Consider the following 20,235-nt stretch of genomic DNA (forward strand, 5'->3'; position numbering starts at 1 on the left):
CCTCACTGGATCCCCTCGGGGGACAGCTCGCGGCCCGACGCGAAAGCGGCCGCGAACCCCGGCGCGCCCAGGGCCCTCCGGGCGAGGGCTGCCGTGCGGTCGGTGTCGGTACGCTCCCCCGGGGGCAGCGGGGAGCCGACCGAATCGCGCAGGGCGGCGGCCGTGCCCAGCAGGGATGCGGCCTGTCCGGACCGGCCGGCCAGTGCGTGGGCGCCCGCCAGGCCCTCCAGCGCGAGTGCCAGGGCCCGCGGGTCGCCGGTCCGGCGGGCGGCGGCCAGGCCCTCCTGGTGCAGGGCCAGTGCCCGCTCCGCGTCGCCGCGCTGCTCGGCGGCGTACCCGAGCTGCGCCAGGATCAGCGCGGCGCCGGAATCCACGCCGAGGCGCCGGTTCCACTCCAGCCAGGGCAGCAACAGCGCCTCCGCCGAGTCCAGTTCGCCGCGCCGCCGGGCCCCGAGGGCCAGGCCGGTCTCCGCGAACTGCTGCGCGGGCCCGTGCGCCTGCTCGACCGCCAGCTTCCGGGCCCGCTCGTGGAACTCGGTGGCCTGCGCGTCGTCACCGGTCAGCAGCGCGATCCGGCCCAGCCGGGCCAGTCCGAAGGAGGCGCTCGTCCAGAGCCGCAGCTCCTCCGCGTCCCGCACCCCGTCCCGGTGCAGCCGGGCCGCCGTCCCGTAGTCCCCGGCGATCTCGGCGAGGACGCCGAGCTGTTCGGCGGCCTGCAGATCGCCCCAGCGGTCCCCGAGCCCGGCGAACAGGGCCGCACTGCTCTCGGCGTACCGGCGCAGGGCCGGCAGATCCCCCTGGTAGAGGGCGCGCGTGGCGCGGGCACCGAGTGTGGCGGCCTCCCCCCAGCGGTCGCCGAGCGCCCTGAACTCGGCGCCCAGCGCCGTCAGCTCGGCGGCATCCGCCTCCTGCTCGGGCGGGCCGCCGAAACCGCAGCGGGCGAAGAGGAGCAGCCAGCGGGCGTGCGGGTCCGCGGCGGAGAAGTCCTGCGCGGGCGGTACGTCCTGCCCGGTGAGCAGTGCGCACGCGGCGCGCCGGGCCCGGGCGGAGGCGTGGTCCGGACTCTGGTCCGGGCCGTCCGCCCCGTGCGGGTCGTGCCGGGCGAGGGCGAGGTCCAGCGACCGGACCGCCTCGCCGATCCGGCCGCGCAGATGCCAGTACCAGGTGAGGGAGTTGACCAGGCGCAGCCCGTACGGCCCGCAGCCCAGGGCGGCCCGCAGGTTCAGGGACTCGGCGTCGAGGCGCTGCAGCCATTGCCGTTGCGCGGGTCCGCGCAGCAAGGGAGCGGCCTGCTCGGCGAGTTCGGTGAAGTGCAGGGCGTGCCGGTGCCGGATGTCCGCGGCCGTGTCCGTCTCGTCGAGCCGTTCCCGGCTGTAGGCGAGGACGGACTCCAGCATCCGGTAGCGGGTGGCGCCGCCCGCCGCGCCGCCCGCCGTGTCCGCCGCGGTGACGGGCCCGACAGATACGGCCGGTACGACCAGAGAGCGGTCCACGAGCCGGCTGAGCAGGTCGAGCACCTCGTCGGCGGAAATGTCGGCGGACATGCCGGCGGACGTGCCGGCCCCCGCGCACACGGACTCCGCCGACTCCAGCGTGAACCCGCCCGCGAACACGGAGAGCCTCCCGAGCAGGGTGCGCTCGGGCGGGGTCAGCAGCTCCCAGCTCCAGTCGATCACGGCGCGCAGAGTGCGATGCCGGGCCGGGGCGTCCCGGCGTACCTGGTTGAGCAGTCGGAAGCGGTCGTGCAGCCGGTCGGCCAAGGCGCGCGCCCCGAGCGACCGGATCCGGGTGGCGGCCAGTTCGAGGGCGAGCGGTATGCCGTCGAGACGGCGGCAGATCAGGGCGACGGCCTCGGTGTTCTCCGGCTCCAGGGCGAAACCGGGGGCGCCGGCGGCGGCCCTGGCGGCGAAGAGCTCCATGGCCTCGGACTCGGCGAGCGGGGCCACCGCCTCCAGGACCTCGCCCGACAGGGCCAGGGGTTCCTGGCTGGTGGCGAGGACGTGCAGCCCGGGGGCCCGCCTCAGCAGGCGTCCGATCAGCGTCGCGAGCGGTTCGATGAGCTGCTCGCAGTTGTCGAGGAGGAGCAGCAGCCGCCGTACCGACAGTGCCCCGGCCAGCCGTTCCTCGGCCGGGCGACCGGAGTGCCCGCCGTGTCCTTCCGGCCCGTCGCCGGCGGTGCCGTCGTCGCGGATGCCGAGGGCGGCCGCCACGGCCTCCACCGCCTCGGCGTAGGTTCCGATGCCGGCGAGTTCGACGAACCAGACGCCGTCGGGGAAGGCCTGCGGGCCGTGCTCGGCCAGCCGGGACGCCGCCGCCAGCGCGAGCCGGGTCTTGCCGACCCCGCCGGGGCCGGTGAGGGTGACCAGCCGGCCCGCCCGGACCAGCCCGCACACCCGGGTGGTCGCGTCCTGGCGCCCGACCAGGGAACTGACGGGCGCGGGCAGATTCGTGCGGATCCGCGGCCCGGGGGCGGAGGACGGCACGGCCGCGGGTGCGGAGGACACCGCGGAAGGGGCCAGGACCGGGTCCTGGCGCAGGATCGCCTCGTGGAGGCCGGCGAGTTCCGGACCGGGGTCGATGCCCAGCTCGTTCGCGAACCGGTCCCGCAGTTCCCGGTACACGGTGAGCGCCTCGCTCTGCCGGCCGGACCGGTACAGCGCCCGCATGAGAGCCGCCGCCAGCCGCTGCCGCAGGGGATGGCGCCCCACGAGGACCGCCAGTTCGTCGGCCAGCAAGGCGTGTTCGCCGATCTCCAGGCGCAGCTCCGCGTACTCCTCCCACACCGTGAGCCGCTGCTCGGCCAGCCCGGCGATGGCCGCCCGGGCGAAGCCGGCATCGCGTTGATCGGCGTACGCCTCCTCCGCCCGCCACAGCCCCAGGGCCTGCGACAGCAGCGAAACCCGTGCCGCCGGATCGGACTGCTGCCGCGCCCGGGCCGTGAGCGCCTCGAACCGGCCCGCGTCCACCGCTTCCTCGGCCACCCGCAGCGCATAGCCGGCCGGCCCGAACTCCACCAGGGCGCGGGCCGCCGGGTCGGCCTTGGCGAGGGCCCGGCGCAGCTGGGAGACCTTGGTCTGCAGGGTGTTGGCGGGATTGCCGGGTACGGAGTCGCCCCACAGGTCGTCGATCAGCCGGTCCGCCGGCACCGGCCGGCCGCGGTGCACCAGCAGATCGGCGAGCAGGGCCCGGACCTTGGCCTCGGGCACGGGGACGGGAACTCCGTCGTCCGTTCGGACGGTGACCGGTCCCAGCACCTCGAAAAGCATGTGATCACGTTAACCGGTGGCCGCACGACCGCGCCGGGACGGCCGTGCGCGGACCGTCAGCGGTTCGTGCGCGGCCCCCCGCATCGTGATGTCCGTGGCCACGACCGGCCACGACGACAGACCCAAGACCGCAACCCGGAGGCCGAAACCATGTCCCTCACCTCTCGTGAGATCCGGCTCGACGCCCGTCCCGTCGGTGAACCCGGCCCGCAGCACTTCTCCCTGGTGAGCACCGAACTCCCCGAGCCCGCCGAGGGCCAGATCCTCGTCCGGAACACCTGGATGTCCGTCGACCCCTACATGCGCGGCCGGATGGACGACGCCCCCTCCTACATCCCGCCCTTCGCACTCGGCGCCGCCCTGGAAGGCAGCGCGGTCGGTGAGGTGATCGCCTCCCGCGCCGGGGCGGTGCCCGTGGGGTCGACCGTCTCGCACTTCCTCGGCTGGCGCGAACACGCCCTCCTGGACGCGGCCACGGCCACCGTCGTCGACACGGAACTCGCCCCGCCCGCCGCCTACCTGGGCGCCCTCGGCACCACCGGCCTGACCGCCTACGCCGCACTCACCCGCACCGCGCCGGTCCGGGAGGGCGACGTCGTCTTCGTCTCCGCGGCGGCCGGGGCGGTCGGCAGCGTGGCCGGACAGCTGGCCCGGAAGCTGGGAGCCTCCCGGGTGATCGGGTCGGCCGGCGGCCCGGAGAAGACCGAGAAGCTCCTCGACGCGTTCGGCTACGACGCCGCCGTCGACTACCGGGCCGGCGGCCTCGACGAGCAGCTCGGCCGGGTCGCACCCGATGGCATCGACGTCTACCTCGACGCGGTCGGCGGCGACCACCTGCGCGCGGCGATCGGCGCGATCCGGCCCGGCGGGCGGATCGCCATGGTCGGGGCGATCAGCGGCTACAACGCCACCGCGCCGGTCCCCGGTCCGGACAACCTCTTCCGGGCCGCCGCCCAGGAGGCGACCCTCCGGGGCATGCTCGTCAGCAGCCACTTCGACCTCTTCCCGGAGTGGACCGGCAAGGCCGCCGGCTGGCTCGCGGACGGCAGCCTGCACACCGAGCAGACCGTCGTCGAGGGCATCGAGCGGGCACCCGAGGCCTTCCTCGGTGTGCTGCGCGGCGCCAACACCGGCAAGATGCTGGTCCGGCTGGGTGACCGCTGATGCCGCACCCGGACCCGCACACCGACGCACAGGCACAGACCCGTGCCCGCGCCCTGCTGGTGGTGGCCCACCCCCGCACCGATTCGCTGACCGCTCAGCTCGCCGCCCGGACCCGGGACAGGCTCGGGCGCGAGGGCTTCGAGGTCGACGTCCTCGACCTGCACCAGGAGGGCTTCGACCCCCGCATGACCCCGGCGGACGAGCCGGACTGGGCCGACCGCGAGAAGCCGTACTCGCCCGGGATCCGGGCGCACATGCGGCGGATCGAGGAGGCCGACGCACTGGTCGTGGTCTTCCCGCTCTGGTGGTTCGGCCTCCCGGCCATCCTCAAGGGCTGGATCGACCGGGTCTGGAACCACGGGTTCGCGTACGGCCGGAGCAAGCCCCGGCTGGCCGGCAAGCGGATGGTGTGGATCAGCCTGGTCAGTTACACGGAGGAACAGTTCACCGAACTGGGGTGGGACCGGGTCGTCGCCCGCACCCTCCGGGAGGGGATCTCCGGCTTCTGCGGCATCGAGGACGCGTCGGTCCACTTCGTGTACGACTCCCTCCGGGCGGGGGAGCAGGCCTTGGCCGCGGCCGCCGGCCCGGCGCTCGACGGCCTCGCCCCCGCCTAGGCGGTGTCCGGACCGGGACGTTCCGGGGCCGGGAGGCCCACCTGTTCCGCCAGGAAGGCGAGGCACTCGGCCTGCAGGGCCACCGCGCGGGACGCGGACCGGTCGCCGTGGCCGACGCCGCGCTCCAGCCGCAGCAGCACCGGTCCGGTGCCCGAAGTGGCGTGCTGGAGCGCCGCGCACATCTTGCGGGCGTGCAGCGGATCGGTGCGCGTGTCACCGTCCGCGGCGACCAGCAGCACCGCCGGGTAGGCGGTCCCGGGCGAGACCCGGTGGTACGGGGAGTAGCCGAACAGCGTCGGCAGCAGGGCGGGGTCCCGCGCGCTGCCGTACTCGGGCGTCCAGCTGGGCCCGAGGCCGGACAGTTCGTAGCGGACCATGTCCAGCAGGGGGGCCGTGCACACCACGGCCGCGTACTTCTCCGGCTGCCGGGTGAGGGCGGCGCCCACCAGCAGCCCGCCGTTGGAGCCGCCCATGGCCGTGAGGCGGCCCGGCTCGGTCCAGCCCTGCGCGATCAGGCAGTCGCCCGCCGCGGCGAAATCGTCGAAGGTGTTCTGCTTGTTCCTCCCGCTGCCCGCCAGGTGCCAGGCCTCGCCCTCTTCGCCGCCGCCGCGCAGGCCCGCCCAGGCGAACACCCCGCCGGCCCTGACCCAGGCCAGGACCTGGGCACGGTACCGGGGCGACATCGTCTTGCCGAAGCCGCCGTAGCCGGTGAGCAGCGCGGGGCGCGGCACGTCCGGACGGCCGGTCGGGGAGATCACGAACATGCGCACCGTCGTGCCGTCCCGCGAGGGGAAGGAGACCTGGCGGGTGACCGCGCCGCCGACGCCCGGGCCGTCCGGGGCGTCGCGCTCCCAGCGCGTCACCCGACGCGTCCGGGCGTCGAAGCGGAGCACGCGCGGCGGTGTGACGAAGTCGGTGTAGGCGAAGTAGGCCTCGTGACCGCCGGGCGGCCCGGCCGAGAAGTCGCCGACCGCGCCGGTGCCGGGCAGCGGGACCGTGGCGATCCGCCAGCCCTCGGCCAGGTCGTGCACGGTCACCTCGGCCACCGTGTTCCGCGTCCAGGCGGCCAGGCCGAGCGGGTGCTCCAGCTCCGGTCCGGACAGCACGGTGAGGTGGGTCAGCACCGCGTCGGGCCGCTCGGGGATCACCTCGCGCCAGGCGCCGGGCCCCAGATCCGCTTCGGCCGGCCGGAACGCCACGACGCGTCCGCGGGCGGCGTCGCGGTCGGTGCGCAGCCACACCAGGTCCCGCGGACCGGTGCCGGGCACCGCGTACAGGCGGGTGGCGGCGTCCATGCCCTCCTGGACGGGCCGCAGGTCCGGGCGCTCCGGTGGCCCCGCCCACAGGTCGGCCAGGTAGAGATCGGTGCCGCGTCCGGTGCCGAGCGTGGCCGTGACGCCGAGCCAGCGGCCGTCCGCGGTCACGGAGACGCTGTAGAACTGGGTCTTGTCCCGGCCCTCACCGAAGACCACGGCGTCCGTATCGGGGTCCGTGCCGACCCGGTGCAGGCACACCCGGCGGTGGTAGCGCCCCTCGCCGGGGTGCAGCCGGGGGTCGAGGTTCCTGACGTAGTAGAACGCCTCACCCCCGGGCAGCCAGCCGGTCGACGACCTCCGCACCCGGTCCACGGGCCCGTCGACCACCTTCCCGGTGGCCACGTCGAGGACTCGGAGCAGCGAGTCCTCCGTCCCGTTCCGGGACACCTGGAAGGCCAGCAGTCCGCCCTCCACCGAGGGTTCCCAGGTGTCCAGGACGGTGCGTCCGGACGGGTCGAGGGAAGCGGGGTCCAGCAGCACCCGCCCCGCCGGGTCCGCCCCGCCCTCCGCCACCATGAGCACGGGATGCTCCTGACCGGCGTCCTGCCGCAGCCAGAAGACCCTGCCGCCGCGGACCTTGGGCGACCGGGCGCGGTCCACGGAGTCGATCGCCGCCACCTCCGCCTTCCAGCGCTCCAGGTCCGCCCAGGAGGACCGTTCCGCCTCGTAGAGCGCGTCCTGCTCCGCTCCCCAGCGGAGCGTCCCGGGGGACCCGGCGTCCTCCAGCGGGCGGTACGGGTCGGGGACGCGCAGACCGTGCAGCTCCTCGACGAGGTCCTGCCGTTCGGCGTGCGGATAACGGCGGGGCTCCGGGTTCACTCGCTGCTCCCTCATCTGGGGGTGTTCGGCCGGGAAACGTGGTGCGAGGCGGGCGGGGGGCCGCCGGGCGGCCCGGCCGTGCCGTCGCCGGATCCCCCGCCGCCCCCGTCGGCGGTCTTCCCGGCCGCCTCTCCGGCGGCCTTTGCGGCGGCCTCTCCGGCGGTCTCTCCGGCGGCCTTTGCGGCGGTCTTGCCGGAGCCTTCCGTGCCGGGCAGGGCGGCCATCGCGAAGACGCCGGCCAGGAGGACGATCAGCCCCGACGCGGCGATGACCGTGTCGACGGGTCCGAACCGGAGCCCGCCGAACGAGCCCCCGGCGTCCCGCAGCACGGATCCGGCGAGCCAGCCGGACAGGGCCGCGGAGAGCATCGACGCCAGCCTCGTCACCGGGTAGAACACGGCCATCACCCGGCCCCGGTAGTCCGGGGGCGCCGCCGCGAGCAGCAGCGGCGACATCGCGGTGTTCAGCACGGTGAGCGGAACGCTGAACACGAAGAGCAGGGCGACACCGCCCGGGAAGCCGCTCTGCCGGGAGTAGGCGACCAGCAGCACACCGCTCACCAGCAGGGCGGTCCAGGTGGTCCGGCGCGCCCCGAGCCACTGCACCACCCGGCCCCCGGCCAGCGCTCCCGCGATGCCGCCCGCGCCCATGGCCATGCCGAGGTATCCGTAGAGGCGGGCGTCCGCGTGGAGGTTGTCGGTGGCGAAGAAGACGTTGAGGGTGCCCAGCGCCCCGATCCCGAACTGACCTATGACGGAGAGCAGGAGCAGCGCCACCAGGAACCTGCTGCCCGCGAAGAAGCGCAGCCCGTCCGTGAACTCCCGCCGCAGCCCCGCCCCTTGACGCCCGGCGGGCCGCTGCGGGCCGCCCGGTCCGGCGGGGCGCGTGCCGGGGCCGGGTACGCGGATCGAACGGATCGCGACGTAGGAGACCGCGTAGGTCAGGCCGTTGAAGAGCAGGGCCCACTGCAGCCCGGCGGTGAACAGCAGCGGCGCGGCGATGGGCGGCCCGATGATCCACGCCGTCTCACCGGTCGCCTGCCCGATGCCGGCCGCCCGGGCGCGGTCGGCGTCCCCGGTCACCAGGTCCGCGAGGACCGCGAAGCGCGCCGGGGAGAAGAACTGGCCGGCCGCGTGCAGCAGGAGCACGGTCGCGTAGACCAGGGCGAGCCGGACACCGGCCGGGAGGGCGTCGCCCGGCAGGAAGGTGACGGCCGTGAGCACGGCCACCAGCCCGCCGCGGAGCACCTCGGTGCGCAGCATCGTGGCGCGCTTGTCCCAGCGGTCGACGAACACGCCCGCGAGCGGACCGATGACCAGCACGGCGACGCTCGACGCCATCACGATGCCGCTGACCGCCAGCGGCGCCCACGACTCGTCCTCGGCCAGCACGGTGGCCACCCACAGCACCAGCGTCGTGCTGAAGACGGCGTCCCCGACGGACGAGACGGCCTGGCCGAACCAGAGCCGCGTGTAGTCGCGGTTGATCAGGGTCAGCCGCGCCGTCACGACGGCCTCGGCGACGAGACGACGAGCGCCATGAGGGCGGTGACCAGGGTCGTGTGGTACGCCTTCCGGAAGAACTCCCCCTCCGGGGCCGACGGCTGCGCCGCGAGCGCGGCCGACCGCCCCGGGACCGCCCCGTCGGGCCGCTGGGCCCGTACCAGGCACTCCACGGCCGCGGCTCCCGAGGGCGCGTCCAGCGGCTCGATCCCCAGGATGAACTGGGTGAGGACGAGCTCCGCGGCCAGGTCCCACCGGTCGTGCTCGGCGCAGTGGCGCAGCAAGCGGTCGACCAGGTCCCGGGCGTGCGCGAGCGCGTCCCCGTCCAGCCCGGGGGAGGTCCGGCCGAAGTCGCCGAGGTAGAAGGCGGTGTGCGTCACGGCGTACGCCTGCGGGACGGTGAGCGGTGCCCCGTCCCGCGAGGCCGCGTCCCCGGGCCCGGCGGCGCGGAGCGCGACGAGCGGGCTGTGCGGCAGGAGCTCGGCGTACGGCTCGACGGTGTGGCGGACACCGGCCTTGTCCGCGTAGTGGCGGATCTCGATGCGCTGGTAGGGGGACTTCCCCCGCGGTGAGAGGAACTCGGGGTCGAGCCGTGCGAGCGCCGCCCGGACCTGGCGGCCGTCGATCCCGTCGGGGGCCAGAGCGGCGTAGGCCAGCCCGTACGCGGACGCGTACTCCGGGACGTCGGCGAACAGCGGCGGCAGGCCCGGGTCCTGCCAGAGCTTGCGGACCAGGGCCTCCGCCCCGCCCAGCACCGCCGGGGGGTCGGCCAGGCGGCCCGCGCAGTGGCAGAGCAGCGCCAGTTCCAGCGCCGCCTTCGCCTTGCCGAGGGCCGTCGACGGGGCGCTCGCCGAGAACGGGTCGAAGTGGTCCAGGTTCCCGCCCAGCCAGCCCAGCGCGCGGGCGGAGAGCCGCTCCAGGGGTGAGGACATGACTACAGGCGCCCCGTCTCTTGCAGGTAGTCGAGCAGGGCCGTGTCGACGGAGTCGCGGAACCGCGCGAGCGTCCGCGCGTCCTCGTCGTAGCGGTAGAGGTCCTGGCAGGCGATCCAGCGGTCGCGGGTCCGCGCGTCCGGCAGGTAGCCGTCGGCGACCGTGCCGACCTCCCAGTCGGGCTTGCCCGCGGTCTCCCAGCAGCTGGCCAGGGTGCCGTCCGCGCTCACCACCGCGCCGTAGCGGCCGTCGGTGTGACCGCAGGTGACACAGGACTTGCGGGCGCCGGGGCGGCTCACGGTGAAACCGAGGTCGAGCGCCCGGCGCTGCCACCGGCTGAAGGCGGCCGGGAGTTCGCCCGTGTGCAGCAGGCTGTTGGCGTAGCCGACCCCCACGTCGCCGATCCGGGCGAAGTACAGCGTGCACCGGGCGGGGTCGAGCGCGCCGGCGAGCCGGTCGATCAGGGCGTCCACGCCGTGGAAGGTCTCCTGGGAGACGTTCACCCGCAGCGTCCACTGGAGCGCGGTGGCCTCGGAGGCCTTGGCGATGTTGCCGACGATCTTGTCGAAGGTGGCGCCGCCGTCCGCCCGGCCGACCCGGATCCGGTCGTGGTCGGCGCGGTCGCCGTCGAAGGTGACCTGGACGGACGTCAGCCCCAGGCCGGCGAGCCGGCGGGCGAGGGACGGGGTGAGCAGCGTGGCGTTGGAGATCATCCAGGCCGAGGTGGGTGCGATCCCCGCGGCCCGCTCCAGCAGTTCCAGACAGCCGCGCGGGTTGAGCAGGGGCTCCCCGCCGAAGAGCAGGATCCTGAGCCTGTCCAGGCCGACGGCGGCCATCTGCCGCTCGGTGAAGCCGAGGATCCCGGTGATGGTCTCCGAGGTGAGGCGGGTCTGGGCGATCCGGGGCGGCCGGCTGCCGCCCGCCTGGTCCTGGGCGGTGTTCTGGAAGCAGTACCCGCAGCCCAGGTTGCAGTGGGTGCTGGTGAGGACGGTCAGCGCGTAGGCGTTGATCCTGCCGGGGGTGAACATGCCGCTCTCGTGCAGCCGCTGTTCCGCGCCGGGGCGCAGGGCCCCGTCGGCGGTGACGTGCCCGTCGCGGAGCCGGGCCACCCCGCCCGGGCCCAGGAACCACCAGTTCCGCTCGCCCTTCAGGAGGCGGGCGCCGGAGGGGAGGGGCTCGGGGGTCCCGGCGGACGCCACCGCCGGTCCCGGGCCGGGTGCCGGGCTGATGGTCACGGGCAGGCCGACGTTCACCGCTCGGTCGATGCTCACAGGTTCTCCCGTACGGCCGTTGCCGCTGTCAGGGCGGGTTCGCCGGTCCGGCCGCGGGTGACGACGAGCGTCATCAGCGCCACGACGAGGGTCACTTTGTAGGACTTCCGGAAGTACTCCACGGGCGTGGCGTCCGCCGCGACCCGCTCGGCGGCGGAGCGTCCGGGGATCGCTCCGTCCGGGGCCTGGGCCGCGCGGAGCATCCGCAGGCCGGCCGCGCCGGAGGGGGTGCGCAGCGGATCCGCGCCCAGGCAGTACTGGGCGAGCAGCAGCTTCGCCACGACGTCCCAGTCGCCGAGCCCCACGCAGTGGTCCGTCAGCCGTTCCACCACGCGCAGCGCCCGCCCCCGTTCGTCCTGGGGGAGCGGGAGGTCGCGCAGGCCGAAGTCGCTGAGGTAGCAGAGGGTGTGCGCGACCTGGCAGCCGTCCAGGTCGGCCACGGGCAGGGTGGCGGCGCGGGGGAGCGGACTCGCCTCGTACAGCTCCTCGTACGGGGCGAACCGGTGCGGGGCGCCCGCGAGATCGGCGTAGAACCTGGCCTCCAGGTGCAGGAACGGCGGCTTCCGGCCCGGCGTCAGGTAGCTGCCGGCCGCCAGCCGGTCCAGTACGGCACGGGGCGCGCCGGCGGCCGCCCCGGCCGGTGCCAGCGCCGCGTACATGAGCTCGAACTGCCGGGCGTGCCTGCCCTCGAGGGTGAGGAGCCGGGGGAAGCCTGGGTTCCGCCAGACCTGTTCGACCACCCCGGTCACCTCGGCCAGGGAAGGGTCCGCGGGCGCGCACTTCTCCCAGTAGCGGCGGAGCATCGCGAGCTGCAGGAGGGCCTTCACGCGCGGGGTCACCGGCAGTTCGGCCTGCGCGGCGGGGGAGCCGAGGTAGGCCGCGTGCAGCCCCGTCCAGCGCCGCGCGCCCGCCGACAGACCGGTCAGGGCCTCATCCAGGCCCGCTGATCGCGTACTCATGCTTCTCCTTTGAGGAAACGGACGACCCGGCCGGCGGAGCGGCGGACGCCCCGGCCACCCGCTCGACGACGTCGGCCGCGCGTGCCGCGCCGTCCATCGCGGCCAGCCTGCTGCCGAGCACGTGGGCGCGGGCCCGCAGGCCGTCGTCCCGCCACGCGGACTCCAGCAGCGCCGAAGCCGGAACGGCCGGGCTCTTGGGGAAGTGCGCCGCCACGCCGGCCCGCAGGCAGGCGCCGGTGAGCAGGGGCTGCTCGGAGCCGTTGGGCGAGAGCGCGAGGGGCCGGCCGCGAAGGAGCGCGGCCAGCACGGGCGCGGAGGTGCCGCTGCTCAGCACGAGGCCGGCGCGGTCGACGAGCGGACCCATCCATCGCTTGCGGACCAGCAGGATGTCCGCCTCCGGGGCGGGCCGCGGGTCGGTCGAGCGGCCCTGCTCGACCACGGCTTGGAACCGGCCGCCGGTGAAGGCCTCGTTGAGCCGCGGCCACAGGCTCCTGCCCTCGAAGAAGCGGCCGAGATGGACGTACACGACGGGCTTGCCCGACCGCGACAGGTGGTCCCCGATCGCCTCCGCCTCCGCCGGGTCGGGCGTCGGTTCCCAGGACAGCGGCCCCACGTGCCGGACCCGCCCGGGCAGCAGCGCACCCGGATGCTCCAGCTCCGGATCCCCGCGCAGCAGCAACGCGTCGCCCAGCAGCGGTTCGTCCCCCCACCGGGACGCCCGCCCCGCCAGACCGGTCTCCTCCCGGAGGCCGGCGAGGATCCGCAGGCAGTCCCGGGTCCGGCTCTGCCGGGTCCGGCCCAGGTGCGGTTCGTCGTCGCCGCCGGCCGCGTAGTCCCACAGGTGCACCGAGAGACCGACCACCACCACCGGGACGTCCAGTGTCTCGGCGGCGAGCAGGGCGCCGTTGCAGAGCACGGAGGTGACCAGCAGGTCGGCCCCCGTCTCCCGGGCCGCGCGTACGGTCGCCCGGTACTGCGCCGCACCGGACGGACCCCACCACGTGGCGGAGAAGGCCCGGTGGCCGCCGTACTCCTCCGCCGCGGTGAACGGCAGTCCGGCGTCGGCCGCGGCGGCCGCCGCGGTGGACCGGCCCAGCACGCTGACGTCGTGGCCCCGGCGCCGCAGTTCCCGGCCGGCCGCGATCGTCGGATAGAGGTAGCCGCCGTCACTGAGCGGACAGAGAAGGATCTTCATGATGTGCCGCTCCCGCGGTGTGGCGGTTCCGGTGCCAGAGTGGCCGCGGGCCCCCGGCTCCGGCAGGGTCTGCCGGGAGCCGGGTGGCCCGCGCGGTGCTCAGACGAGGTGAGGAAACGTCACATCTCGTGGGAGTGGTTGACGATGCAGCCGGCCTCGGCCTCCTCGTCCTCGCTGTGGGCGACGACCTCGATGTCCTCGTTCTCGGTCTCCGGGTTCGTGTTCTCGGGCATGTCCGTCTCCTTTGGTTGTCGGCGTCGTTCCGCCGGCTGGGAAGAAACGTACGGACGCCCGGTACGGGAACGCCTGGCCACCGGTTCGGCGCCGGTATGCGCCGAGCACACGGACGCCGTACGGCCCCGAACCACCGCCGCAGGACCCGCCGCGCCCCGGCCTCCGGCCGCGCCGACCTGCGGACCAACCGATCACCAGGCGTTCGTGAACCGGAAGCCTGCCGCGTGCGGGCACGATCGGTCCTTCATCCGCGCGGCACGAGCGCGCGGTACGCGCACGGAGGAGGAGACGTGGAGCTGGCGGAGCTCATCGGCCTGCGGCCGGTCCCCTGTGGCGGCCTGCTGGTGGCCCTCACCCGCCGCTGCCCCATGAGCTGCGCGCACTGCTCCACCAACTCCTCCATGACGGCCTCCGAGCAGCCCGACCCCGCGCACCTGCTCCGCTTCATCGGCTCGTTCGGCCCGCAGGACCGCCCGGACGTGGTCATGCTGACCGGCGGCGAACCGCTGCTGCTGCCGGAACTGGCCGCCCGCCTGGCCGGTCTCGCCCGCGCCGCGGGCTCCCGCACGGCGCTGGTCAGCGGAATGTTCTTCGCCCGTGACGGACGCGTCCCCGACCGGATCATGCGGGCGATCACGGCCCTCGACCACTTCTCGGCGAGCCTGGACGTCCACCACGAGCGCGAGGTCCCGCGCGCGCAGGTGCTGCGCGCCCTCCGGACCGTGCTCGACGCCGGGATCCCCGCCAGCGTCCACCTCACCGGTACCGGACCCGACGACCCGTATCTCGCGGACGCCGTCGCGGACGTCCGCCGCGTCTTCGCCGGCCGGGTGCCCATGCTCGTCAACGAGGTCCGGCCGCTCGGCCGCGCCACGGGCCTCGTCCCGGCGACCCCGGCCGGACCGGACGGCTCCCGGGCGACGCCGTGCACCCTCGCGGCCTGGCCGGTGGTCGCCTTCGACGGCACCGTGGCCGCCTGCTGCAACCAGTGGACGGTGGACAGCCGCCCCGTCCCCCCGCACCTGCGGCTCGGACACATCGCCGACGACGACTGGCCGGCCGTCCGCGAGCGCTCCCTCGGCTCCCCGGTGCTGCGGATGCTGCGCACCGTCGGCCCCCTGCGGCTGCACGCCCGCTACGGGAACTCGCCCGCCCCGGCCGGCTACTGCCGCGGCTGCCACGCACTCGCCGACCGCCCCGAGGTCCTCGCGGGCGCGGCCCGCGACGCCGGCGGCCGGGTCGGTGAACTCCTCGACCGGCTCGGCGCGGAGCAGCAGCTCACCGCCGGACCCGCCGCCCTGGTGCGCCGCATGGGCTGCGCCCGCTACGCGCACCTGGTCGAGTCGCTTCCCGCGCAGGAGGAGAGCCGCCGATGACCGCCACCGCGTCCCTCGCGCTCAGGACCAAGCTCATGCCCACCACCCCCGCCCTGAGGGCCGCGGCCGCGCTCCTGTGGCGGCCGGACGGGCTGCGCGAGCGGTACCCGCGCTACCTGGCGGCCATGCATCCGCTCGTACGGGCCTCGGTGCCGTTGCTGGAGCGGGCCGCCGAGCGGTGCGCCGGACTCGGCGACCCCGCCGCCCGGAGCCTCGCGGCGTACTACACCCGCCACGCCGAGGAAGAGCGCGGCCACGACACCTGGCTGCTCGAGGACCTCGCCGCCGCCGGGGCCGGGCCGGCCGCCGTGCCGCACCCCGTCGTCGTCGAACTCGCCGGGGCGCAGTACTACCGGATCGAGCACGAGCACCCCGTCACGCTGCTCGGATACATCGCGGTCCTGGAGGGCAACGCCCCCGGGCCCCGGCTCGCCGACCGCCTCGCCCGGGCCACCGGGCTCCCCGACGGCGCCTTCCGCACCCTCAGGGAACACGCCGAGCTCGACGGCGGCCACCTCGACGACCTCCACCGGGTGCTCGACGGACTCGCGCCGCCTCCGGACCGGCAGACCGCCGTCTCCGTCAGCGCGCTGCACACGGCGAACCTGCTCACCCGGCTCTTCCTCTCCCTCGCCGCCGACCCCGGAGGACACCCGTGACCGAGGACACCGCTCCGTACGACGACGCTCCGTACGACGACGCCCCGTCCGGCGCCGCCCCGTCCGGCGCCGCCCCGTCCGGCGACCGGCCGCCCGAGCCCACCCTGGAGGCGCTGGCCGCCGCGGGGTTCGACCTCGACGCCCTCAGCGAAGAGCAGTACGAGGTCCTGCGCGCCCTGGCCCCGGAGGAACTGGCCCTGCTCGTCGACATCAGGGGGCGGCTCGACGCGGCGGCTCCCGAGGTGCAGGCCCACGCCGACGTGGCCGGCGGCGCCCTGTTCTGACCCCGGCCGCCCCGCGGTCCCGCGTCCACCGGAGGAATCCATGCCGTGCACCTCGTGCCGGAGCGCACTGCCGCCCGGCGCCCGGTTCTGCCCCTCCTGCGGCAGCCCGTGCGCCCCCGGGCCGGTCACGGTCCAGCCGACCGGCCGCAAGGTGGTGACCGTCCTCTTCTGCGACCTGGTGGGTTCCACGGAGCTCTCCGGGGCACTGGACGCGGAGACCCTGCGCTCGGTGACGCTGCGCTGGTTCGACCTGATGAGGCTGCGGATCGAGGAGCAGGGCGGCACCGTGGAGAAGTTCATCGGGGACGCCGTGATGGCCGTCTTCGGCGTCCCTGCCGTGCGGGAGGACGACGCCCGCCGGGCGGTCGCCGCCGCCCTGGCCATGCGGGAGGCGCTCGCCGGGCTCAACGTCCGGCTGGAGCAGGGCGTCGGCGTACGGCTGGAGATGCGCACCGGTCTCAACACCGGTCAGGCCGTGACGGGTTCGGCGACCCCGCGGCAGGCGATGGTCTCCGGCGAGGTGGTCAACGTCGCCGCGCGCCTGGAGCAGAACGCCGCCGCCGGGGAGATCCTCATCGGACCGGACACCCTGGCGGCGGCCGGGCCGGGCGTCCGGACGACGGAGACCGGGCCGCTGCTGCTCAAGGGCAAGAGCGACCGGGTCGCCGCCCACCGCCTGCTCGGCCTGGACGAGGAGGAGGGCCCGGAGGCGCTGCGCCGCTTCGACCTCGCGTTCATCGGCCGGAGCCGCGAACTCTCCCTGATGGACGAGGCGTTGGACCGGGTGGTCCGGACCCGCCGGGCCGGTCGCCTGGTGGTCGGCGGGGAGGCGGGCCAGGGCAAGACCCGACTGGTACGGGAGTGGCTGCACCGGGCCACGGCCACGGCCGGCGGCCCGCGGCACGGCGTGGGGCGCTGCCGGGCCCGTGGCGAGCAGCCGAGCCTCGGCCCCCTCGCCGACGCCGTGGCCGACCTGCTGAGGACCGGCGACGCGGCCGTGCCGTCGCCCGAACTGGACCTGCTCCACCAGGGCCTGCTCCTGGACGGGACGCCCAACCCGTCGCCCGCGGACACCTGCGCCGCGCTCGCCAAGGTCCTCGCCGGGCTCTCCGGGGCGGAACCCGTGGTACTGGTGATCGACGACTGCCACTGGGCCGCCCAGTCCCTCTTCGACGCCCTCGACCGGCTCCTGCGGGCACTCACCGACGCTGCCGTCCTCGTCGTTCTGCTCACCCGCCCCCAACTGTTCGACGCGCGACCCGGCCTGGCCCTGGACGCCGTTCCGCTCGGCGGGCTCTCCGACGCCGAGGCGCAGCTCCTCGCGGCCGAGCTGACCGGGGGTACGGCTACGGCGCACGGCGAGCCGCTCGGCCCCCGGGTCCTGGCACGGGTGGGCGGGAACCCGCTGCACCTGGAGCAGCTGCTGGTCGCGGGCGACCCCGTCGACGCCGACAGCGTCCCGCTCCCGCTCCAGGCCCTGATCGGCGCCCGGATCGACGCGCTCGACCCGCCCGAGCGCCGGACCCTGGGCCTGGCGTCCGTCCTGGGCGGCGACTTCACCGCCGGCGAACTCACGGCGCTCGCCGGAGATCCCGCCCGGGCCCGGACCCGGGCCGGACTCCGGCCAGTGCTGCACCGGCTGGTCCGGCACCGTCTGATCAGGCCGGACGGCGAGGCGTTCCGCTTCGCCGGAGGACTGGTCCAGGAGGTCGTCTACGCCAGCCAGTCCAAGCAGGACCGGGCCGACCGGCACGAACGGGCGGCCCGGCTGGACTCGGTCCGCAGACGGGGCAGCGCGGCGGTCGGCGGCCATCTGGAACAGGCGTACCGCTACCGGGTCGAGCTCGGCGCCCAGGACGCGCACACCGACGGGCTGCGCCGGCGTGCCGCCGGCGCCCTCGCCGAGGCCGGGCGGCTGGCACTGGCCCACGCCGACCCCGTGTGGGCCGCCGACGTACTGTCCAGGGCCACGGCCCGGTACGCGCCGGGCGAGCCGGGAAGTACGGCGGCACGCCGGCGGCTCGGCCAGACCCTGCTGGACCTCGGACGCGTCCCGGAAGGCAGGGCGCTGCTCGAAGAGGTGCTGGCCGAGGCCCCGGCCGGCGGCGGGGAAGCGGTGGAGACCGCGCACGCCCGCCTCGCCCTGGCCTCCGTCGGCCGGTCCGCGGGACCGGACGAGTCACCGGCGGAGGCCGCCGCCGCCACCCTGCCGGTCTTCGCGGCGGCCGGCGACGACCTCGGCCGGGCCAGGGCCTGCCTGCGGCTCGCCCAGCGCGCCCAGGAACAGGGCCGCCACCGGACGGCGGAGCGGCTGCTCGCAGACGCGCTGGACCACGCGGAACGCGCCGACGCCGAGCCGGAGCGGGCCGCGGCCCTCGGCGCGACGGGGGTGACGCTCTGGCGCGGCCCCCAACCGGTCGCGGAGGCGGTGGCCCGCTGCCGGGAGCTCCTCGCCGACCAGGGGGCCGGCCGCCGGGCCGTCCGGCTGACGCTCAACTGCCCGCTGGCGGTGGTGCTGGCCCTCCACGACGACGGTGACGGAGCCCTCGCCTGCCTCGCGGAGGCCGAGCGCCTCGCGAAGAGACTCGGCTACGCCGAGGCCGACGCCTTCCTGCCGATCTTCACCGCGACCGTGGCCGACCTGGCCGGCCGCCGGGAGGAGGCGCTCCTGGGCCTGGAGCGGGCCGCCGCCGCCGCGCGGGCCCTGGGCGCCAGGGCGCTGCTGCGCAGCGCCCTGCTGGACGCCGCCCGCATCCGACTGGACCTCGGCGACTGGCGTACGGCCCGCGGCACCCTCGCCGAACTGGACGGGGAGCGGGCGCAGCCGGCCCGGCCGCGGGCCGAGTCGGCGGACCTCGACGGCCTGCGGGCCCGGATCGCCGCCGCGCGGGGGCAGGCCGTGGCCGCCACCCGGTTCGCCGCCAGGGCGCTCGCCACCGCCGCCCGCACCGACTCGCCCATCGTCCAGGGCACCGCCGCCCTCGACCTCGCCCGTACGGACCTCGCGCTGGGGCGCCCGGCCGACGCGGCCGCCGCGGCGACGCGCGCCCTCCGCTGCTTCGCCGTGAAGGGCCACCTCCCCGCCGTACGCCAGGCCGAGGCCGTGCTCTCCCGCTGCGACAGCCTCTCTCCCTGGCACGGCCCCGCCGCCGGACGGGACACCGGAGCCGGAAAGGAAGCACCACGATGACCGGCGCACGGCAACCGGGGCCCGCACTCACCTGGGGCCTGCGAGGGCGCGCCGCCGCGGACGTACCCGTGGAGGCCGACGGCCCGCCGGACCCGCCCGCGGAGGGCCTCCTCGGCGGTACCGGCCGCGGCGTACGCGTCTGCGTGGTCGATTCGGGTGTCGAACGGGACCACCCCATGGTCGGCCCGGTCGCCCGGTCGTGGCGGGTCTTCAAGGACGACGGCGGGGTCCACGTCGAGGAGACGGAGGAGGGGGACGCCTGCGGTCACGGCACCGCCTGCGCCGGGATCATCCGGCGCACCGCGCCGGACTGCGAGCTGTCCAGCGTCCGGGTGCTCGGCGACCGGTTCTCCGGCAGCGGGGACGTCCTGCTCGAAGGGATCCGGTGGGCCGTGCGCCAGCGGTTCGACGTGGTGAACCTGAGCCTGTCCACCACCCACGGCCGCTTCGTGGAGGAACTGCGCCGGCTGGCCGACGAGGCGTACTTCCAGCAGACCGTGATCGTCGCCGCCGCGCACAACACGCGCGTGGAGAGCTTTCCCTGGCGCTTCTCCTCGGTGATCTCGGTCGGCAGCCACCAGGAGGACGACCCGGACCTCCACCTCTACAACCCCGAGCCCCCGGTGGAGTTCTTCGCCCCCGGCCAGAAGGTCCAGGTGGCGTGGCTCGGGGGCACGTCGATCCGCAGCTCCGGCAACAGCTTCGCCACCCCGTTCATCGCGGGGCTCTGCGCGCGGATCCTGTCGAGCAGCCCCCGGCTGACACCGTTCCAGCTGAAGAACGCCCTGTACCTGTCCGCAGCCAACGTCCGTGTCCACGGACGCCGGTAACGCCCGGCGCCGGAAGGGAAGCCCCATGGCCCAGACGATCGCCCCTGCCGTATCCCCAGCACCCCGGCCGGATCCGGCCGTGGCGGAACTCCTGCAGTCGGTGGTGGACACCGCTCGCGCCATCTTCGGCGCGCAGGCGAGCTCCATCATGCTCCTGGACGCCGCGGCCGGCGAACTCGCCTTCGAGGCCGTTTCCGGGCAGGGACAGGAGTTCCTGGTGGGGCGGCGGTTCCCGGCGGGCCGGGGGATCGCCGGATGGGTCGCCGCCTCGGGGGAGCCCATGGTGGTCGACGACCTGCGCGACAGCGCCTCCTTCGACCGGGACATCGCCGAGTCCACCGGCTACGTCCCGGACGCGCTGATGGCCGCCCCCCTCGTCCGCGGGGACCGGGTCCTCGGCGTCCTGGAAGTGCTCGACCCCTCCCCGCAGGCCCGGTCCGGCCTGCCGGAGCTCGACCTGCTGGGCCTCTTCGCCCGTCAGGCCGCCGTGGCCCTGCACGTCCTGACCGCCCACCCGCCCCGGCCGGCCCAGGACACCCCGGACACCCCGGACGGCCCTTCGCGCGCCGAACTCCTGCGCCTGCTCACGGAAGCCCGCCGCCTCCTCGGAGAGTGAGCGGC

General features: G+C 75.5%; 15 protein-coding genes. 8 read left to right on the forward strand and 7 right to left on the reverse strand.

What is annotated here, in order from left to right:
* Positions 1–2 precede the first annotated feature (2 nt).
* Positions 3–3,266 (reverse strand): BTAD domain-containing putative transcriptional regulator, encoded by a 3,264-nt coding sequence (locus ACZ518_RS09885; protein WP_469112512.1) that lies wholly within the window; start codon positions 3,264–3,266, stop codon positions 3–5.
* Between the two features lie 150 nt (positions 3,267–3,416).
* Here ACZ518_RS09885 and ACZ518_RS09890 point away from each other — a divergent pair, with 150 nt between their 5' ends.
* Together ACZ518_RS09890 and ACZ518_RS09895 are read left to right on the forward strand one after the other, a co-directional pair.
* Positions 3,417–4,430, forward strand: coding sequence for an NADP-dependent oxidoreductase (locus ACZ518_RS09890; protein WP_469112513.1), 1,014 nt, complete (start codon positions 3,417–3,419; stop codon positions 4,428–4,430).
* Positions 4,430–5,047 (forward strand): NAD(P)H oxidoreductase, encoded by a 618-nt coding sequence (locus ACZ518_RS09895; RefSeq protein ID WP_469112514.1) that lies wholly within the window; start codon positions 4,430–4,432, stop codon positions 5,045–5,047. The genes ACZ518_RS09890 and ACZ518_RS09895 overlap by 1 nt, the downstream gene beginning before the upstream one ends.
* Here ACZ518_RS09895 and ACZ518_RS09900 read toward each other — a convergent pair.
* The 6 genes from ACZ518_RS09900 to ACZ518_RS09925 are packed head-to-tail and all read right to left on the reverse strand — an operon-like array spanning position 5,044 to position 13,041.
* Positions 5,044–7,182, reverse strand: coding sequence for a prolyl oligopeptidase family serine peptidase (locus ACZ518_RS09900; RefSeq protein ID WP_469112515.1), 2,139 nt, complete (start codon positions 7,180–7,182; stop codon positions 5,044–5,046). The genes ACZ518_RS09895 and ACZ518_RS09900 overlap by 4 nt on opposite strands.
* Before the next feature lie 11 nt (positions 7,183–7,193).
* On the reverse strand, positions 7,194–8,690 hold the full coding sequence (locus ACZ518_RS09905) for an MFS transporter (protein WP_469112516.1): 1,497 nt from the start codon (positions 8,688–8,690) through the stop codon (positions 7,194–7,196).
* The gene (locus ACZ518_RS09910) at positions 8,687–9,616 is read right to left on the reverse strand and encodes a DUF6895 family protein (RefSeq protein WP_469112517.1); all 930 of its coding nucleotides are present in this window, start codon (positions 9,614–9,616) and stop codon (positions 8,687–8,689) included. The genes ACZ518_RS09905 and ACZ518_RS09910 overlap by 4 nt, the downstream gene beginning before the upstream one ends.
* Positions 9,617–9,618: 2 nt before the next feature.
* Entirely contained in the window at positions 9,619–10,887 is a 1,269-nt protein-coding gene (locus ACZ518_RS09915) for a radical SAM protein (protein WP_469112518.1), read from the reverse strand.
* Positions 10,884–11,846, reverse strand: coding sequence for a DUF6895 family protein (locus ACZ518_RS09920; protein WP_469112519.1), 963 nt, complete (start codon positions 11,844–11,846; stop codon positions 10,884–10,886). Before ACZ518_RS09920 ends, ACZ518_RS09915 begins: the two co-directional genes overlap by 4 nt.
* Positions 11,818–13,041 (reverse strand): glycosyltransferase, encoded by a 1,224-nt coding sequence (locus ACZ518_RS09925; protein WP_469112520.1) that lies wholly within the window; start codon positions 13,039–13,041, stop codon positions 11,818–11,820. The genes ACZ518_RS09920 and ACZ518_RS09925 overlap by 29 nt, the downstream gene beginning before the upstream one ends.
* A gap of 524 nt (positions 13,042–13,565) precedes the next feature.
* Here ACZ518_RS09925 and ACZ518_RS09930 point away from each other — a divergent pair.
* From ACZ518_RS09930 to ACZ518_RS09955, 6 genes are read left to right on the forward strand one after another with little or no spacing between them, the layout of a single operon-like run.
* Complete coding sequence (locus ACZ518_RS09930; RefSeq protein WP_469112521.1) at positions 13,566–14,651, forward strand: radical SAM protein; 1,086 nt, start codon at positions 13,566–13,568, stop codon at positions 14,649–14,651.
* Positions 14,648–15,310: an iron-containing redox enzyme family protein gene (locus ACZ518_RS09935; RefSeq protein ID WP_469112522.1), complete on the forward strand. Its 663-nt coding sequence runs from the start codon at positions 14,648–14,650 to the stop codon at positions 15,308–15,310. The genes ACZ518_RS09930 and ACZ518_RS09935 overlap by 4 nt, the downstream gene beginning before the upstream one ends.
* Positions 15,307–15,594, forward strand: coding sequence for an aroma-sacti cluster domain-containing protein (locus ACZ518_RS09940; RefSeq protein ID WP_469112523.1), 288 nt, complete (start codon positions 15,307–15,309; stop codon positions 15,592–15,594). Before ACZ518_RS09935 ends, ACZ518_RS09940 begins: the two co-directional genes overlap by 4 nt.
* A 40-nt stretch (positions 15,595–15,634) precedes the next feature.
* Positions 15,635–18,784, forward strand: a complete 3,150-nt coding sequence (locus ACZ518_RS09945; RefSeq protein ID WP_469112524.1) for an adenylate/guanylate cyclase domain-containing protein — start codon at positions 15,635–15,637, stop codon at positions 18,782–18,784.
* A complete protein-coding gene (locus tag ACZ518_RS09950) occupies positions 18,781–19,614 on the forward strand; it encodes a S8 family peptidase (protein WP_469112525.1) in 834 nt (277 codons plus the stop codon). Before ACZ518_RS09945 ends, ACZ518_RS09950 begins: the two co-directional genes overlap by 4 nt.
* 25 nt (positions 19,615–19,639) lie before the next feature.
* A complete protein-coding gene (locus ACZ518_RS09955; protein WP_469112526.1) occupies positions 19,640–20,230 on the forward strand; it encodes a GAF domain-containing protein in 591 nt (196 codons plus the stop codon).
* Positions 20,231–20,235: the final 5 nt, after the last annotated feature.

It is taken from the genome of Streptomyces sp. NPDC033966, assembly GCF_055575955.1.

Excerpts from the sequence above, each read along its gene's own strand:
- ACZ518_RS09955 (WP_469112526.1), top strand. The coding sequence starts at position 19,640 with ATGGCCCAGACGATCGCCCCTGCCGTATCCCCAGCACCCCGGCCGGAT.
- ACZ518_RS09935 (WP_469112522.1), top strand. The coding sequence starts at position 14,648 with ATGACCGCCACCGCGTCCCTCGCGCTCAGGACCAAGCTCATGCCCACC.
- ACZ518_RS09925 (WP_469112520.1), bottom strand. The coding sequence starts at position 13,041 with ATGAAGATCCTTCTCTGTCCGCTCAGTGACGGCGGCTACCTCTATCCG.
- ACZ518_RS09920 (WP_469112519.1), bottom strand. The coding sequence starts at position 11,846 with ATGAGTACGCGATCAGCGGGCCTGGATGAGGCCCTGACCGGTCTGTCG.
- ACZ518_RS09910 (WP_469112517.1), bottom strand. The coding sequence starts at position 9,616 with ATGTCCTCACCCCTGGAGCGGCTCTCCGCCCGCGCGCTGGGCTGGCTG.
- ACZ518_RS09950 (WP_469112525.1), top strand. The coding sequence starts at position 18,781 with ATGACCGGCGCACGGCAACCGGGGCCCGCACTCACCTGGGGCCTGCGA.
- ACZ518_RS09885 (WP_469112512.1), bottom strand. The coding sequence starts at position 3,266 with ATGCTTTTCGAGGTGCTGGGACCGGTCACCGTCCGAACGGACGACGGA.
- ACZ518_RS09895 (WP_469112514.1), top strand. The coding sequence starts at position 4,430 with ATGCCGCACCCGGACCCGCACACCGACGCACAGGCACAGACCCGTGCC.
- ACZ518_RS09890 (WP_469112513.1), top strand. The coding sequence starts at position 3,417 with ATGTCCCTCACCTCTCGTGAGATCCGGCTCGACGCCCGTCCCGTCGGT.
- ACZ518_RS09945 (WP_469112524.1), top strand. The coding sequence starts at position 15,635 with ATGCCGTGCACCTCGTGCCGGAGCGCACTGCCGCCCGGCGCCCGGTTC.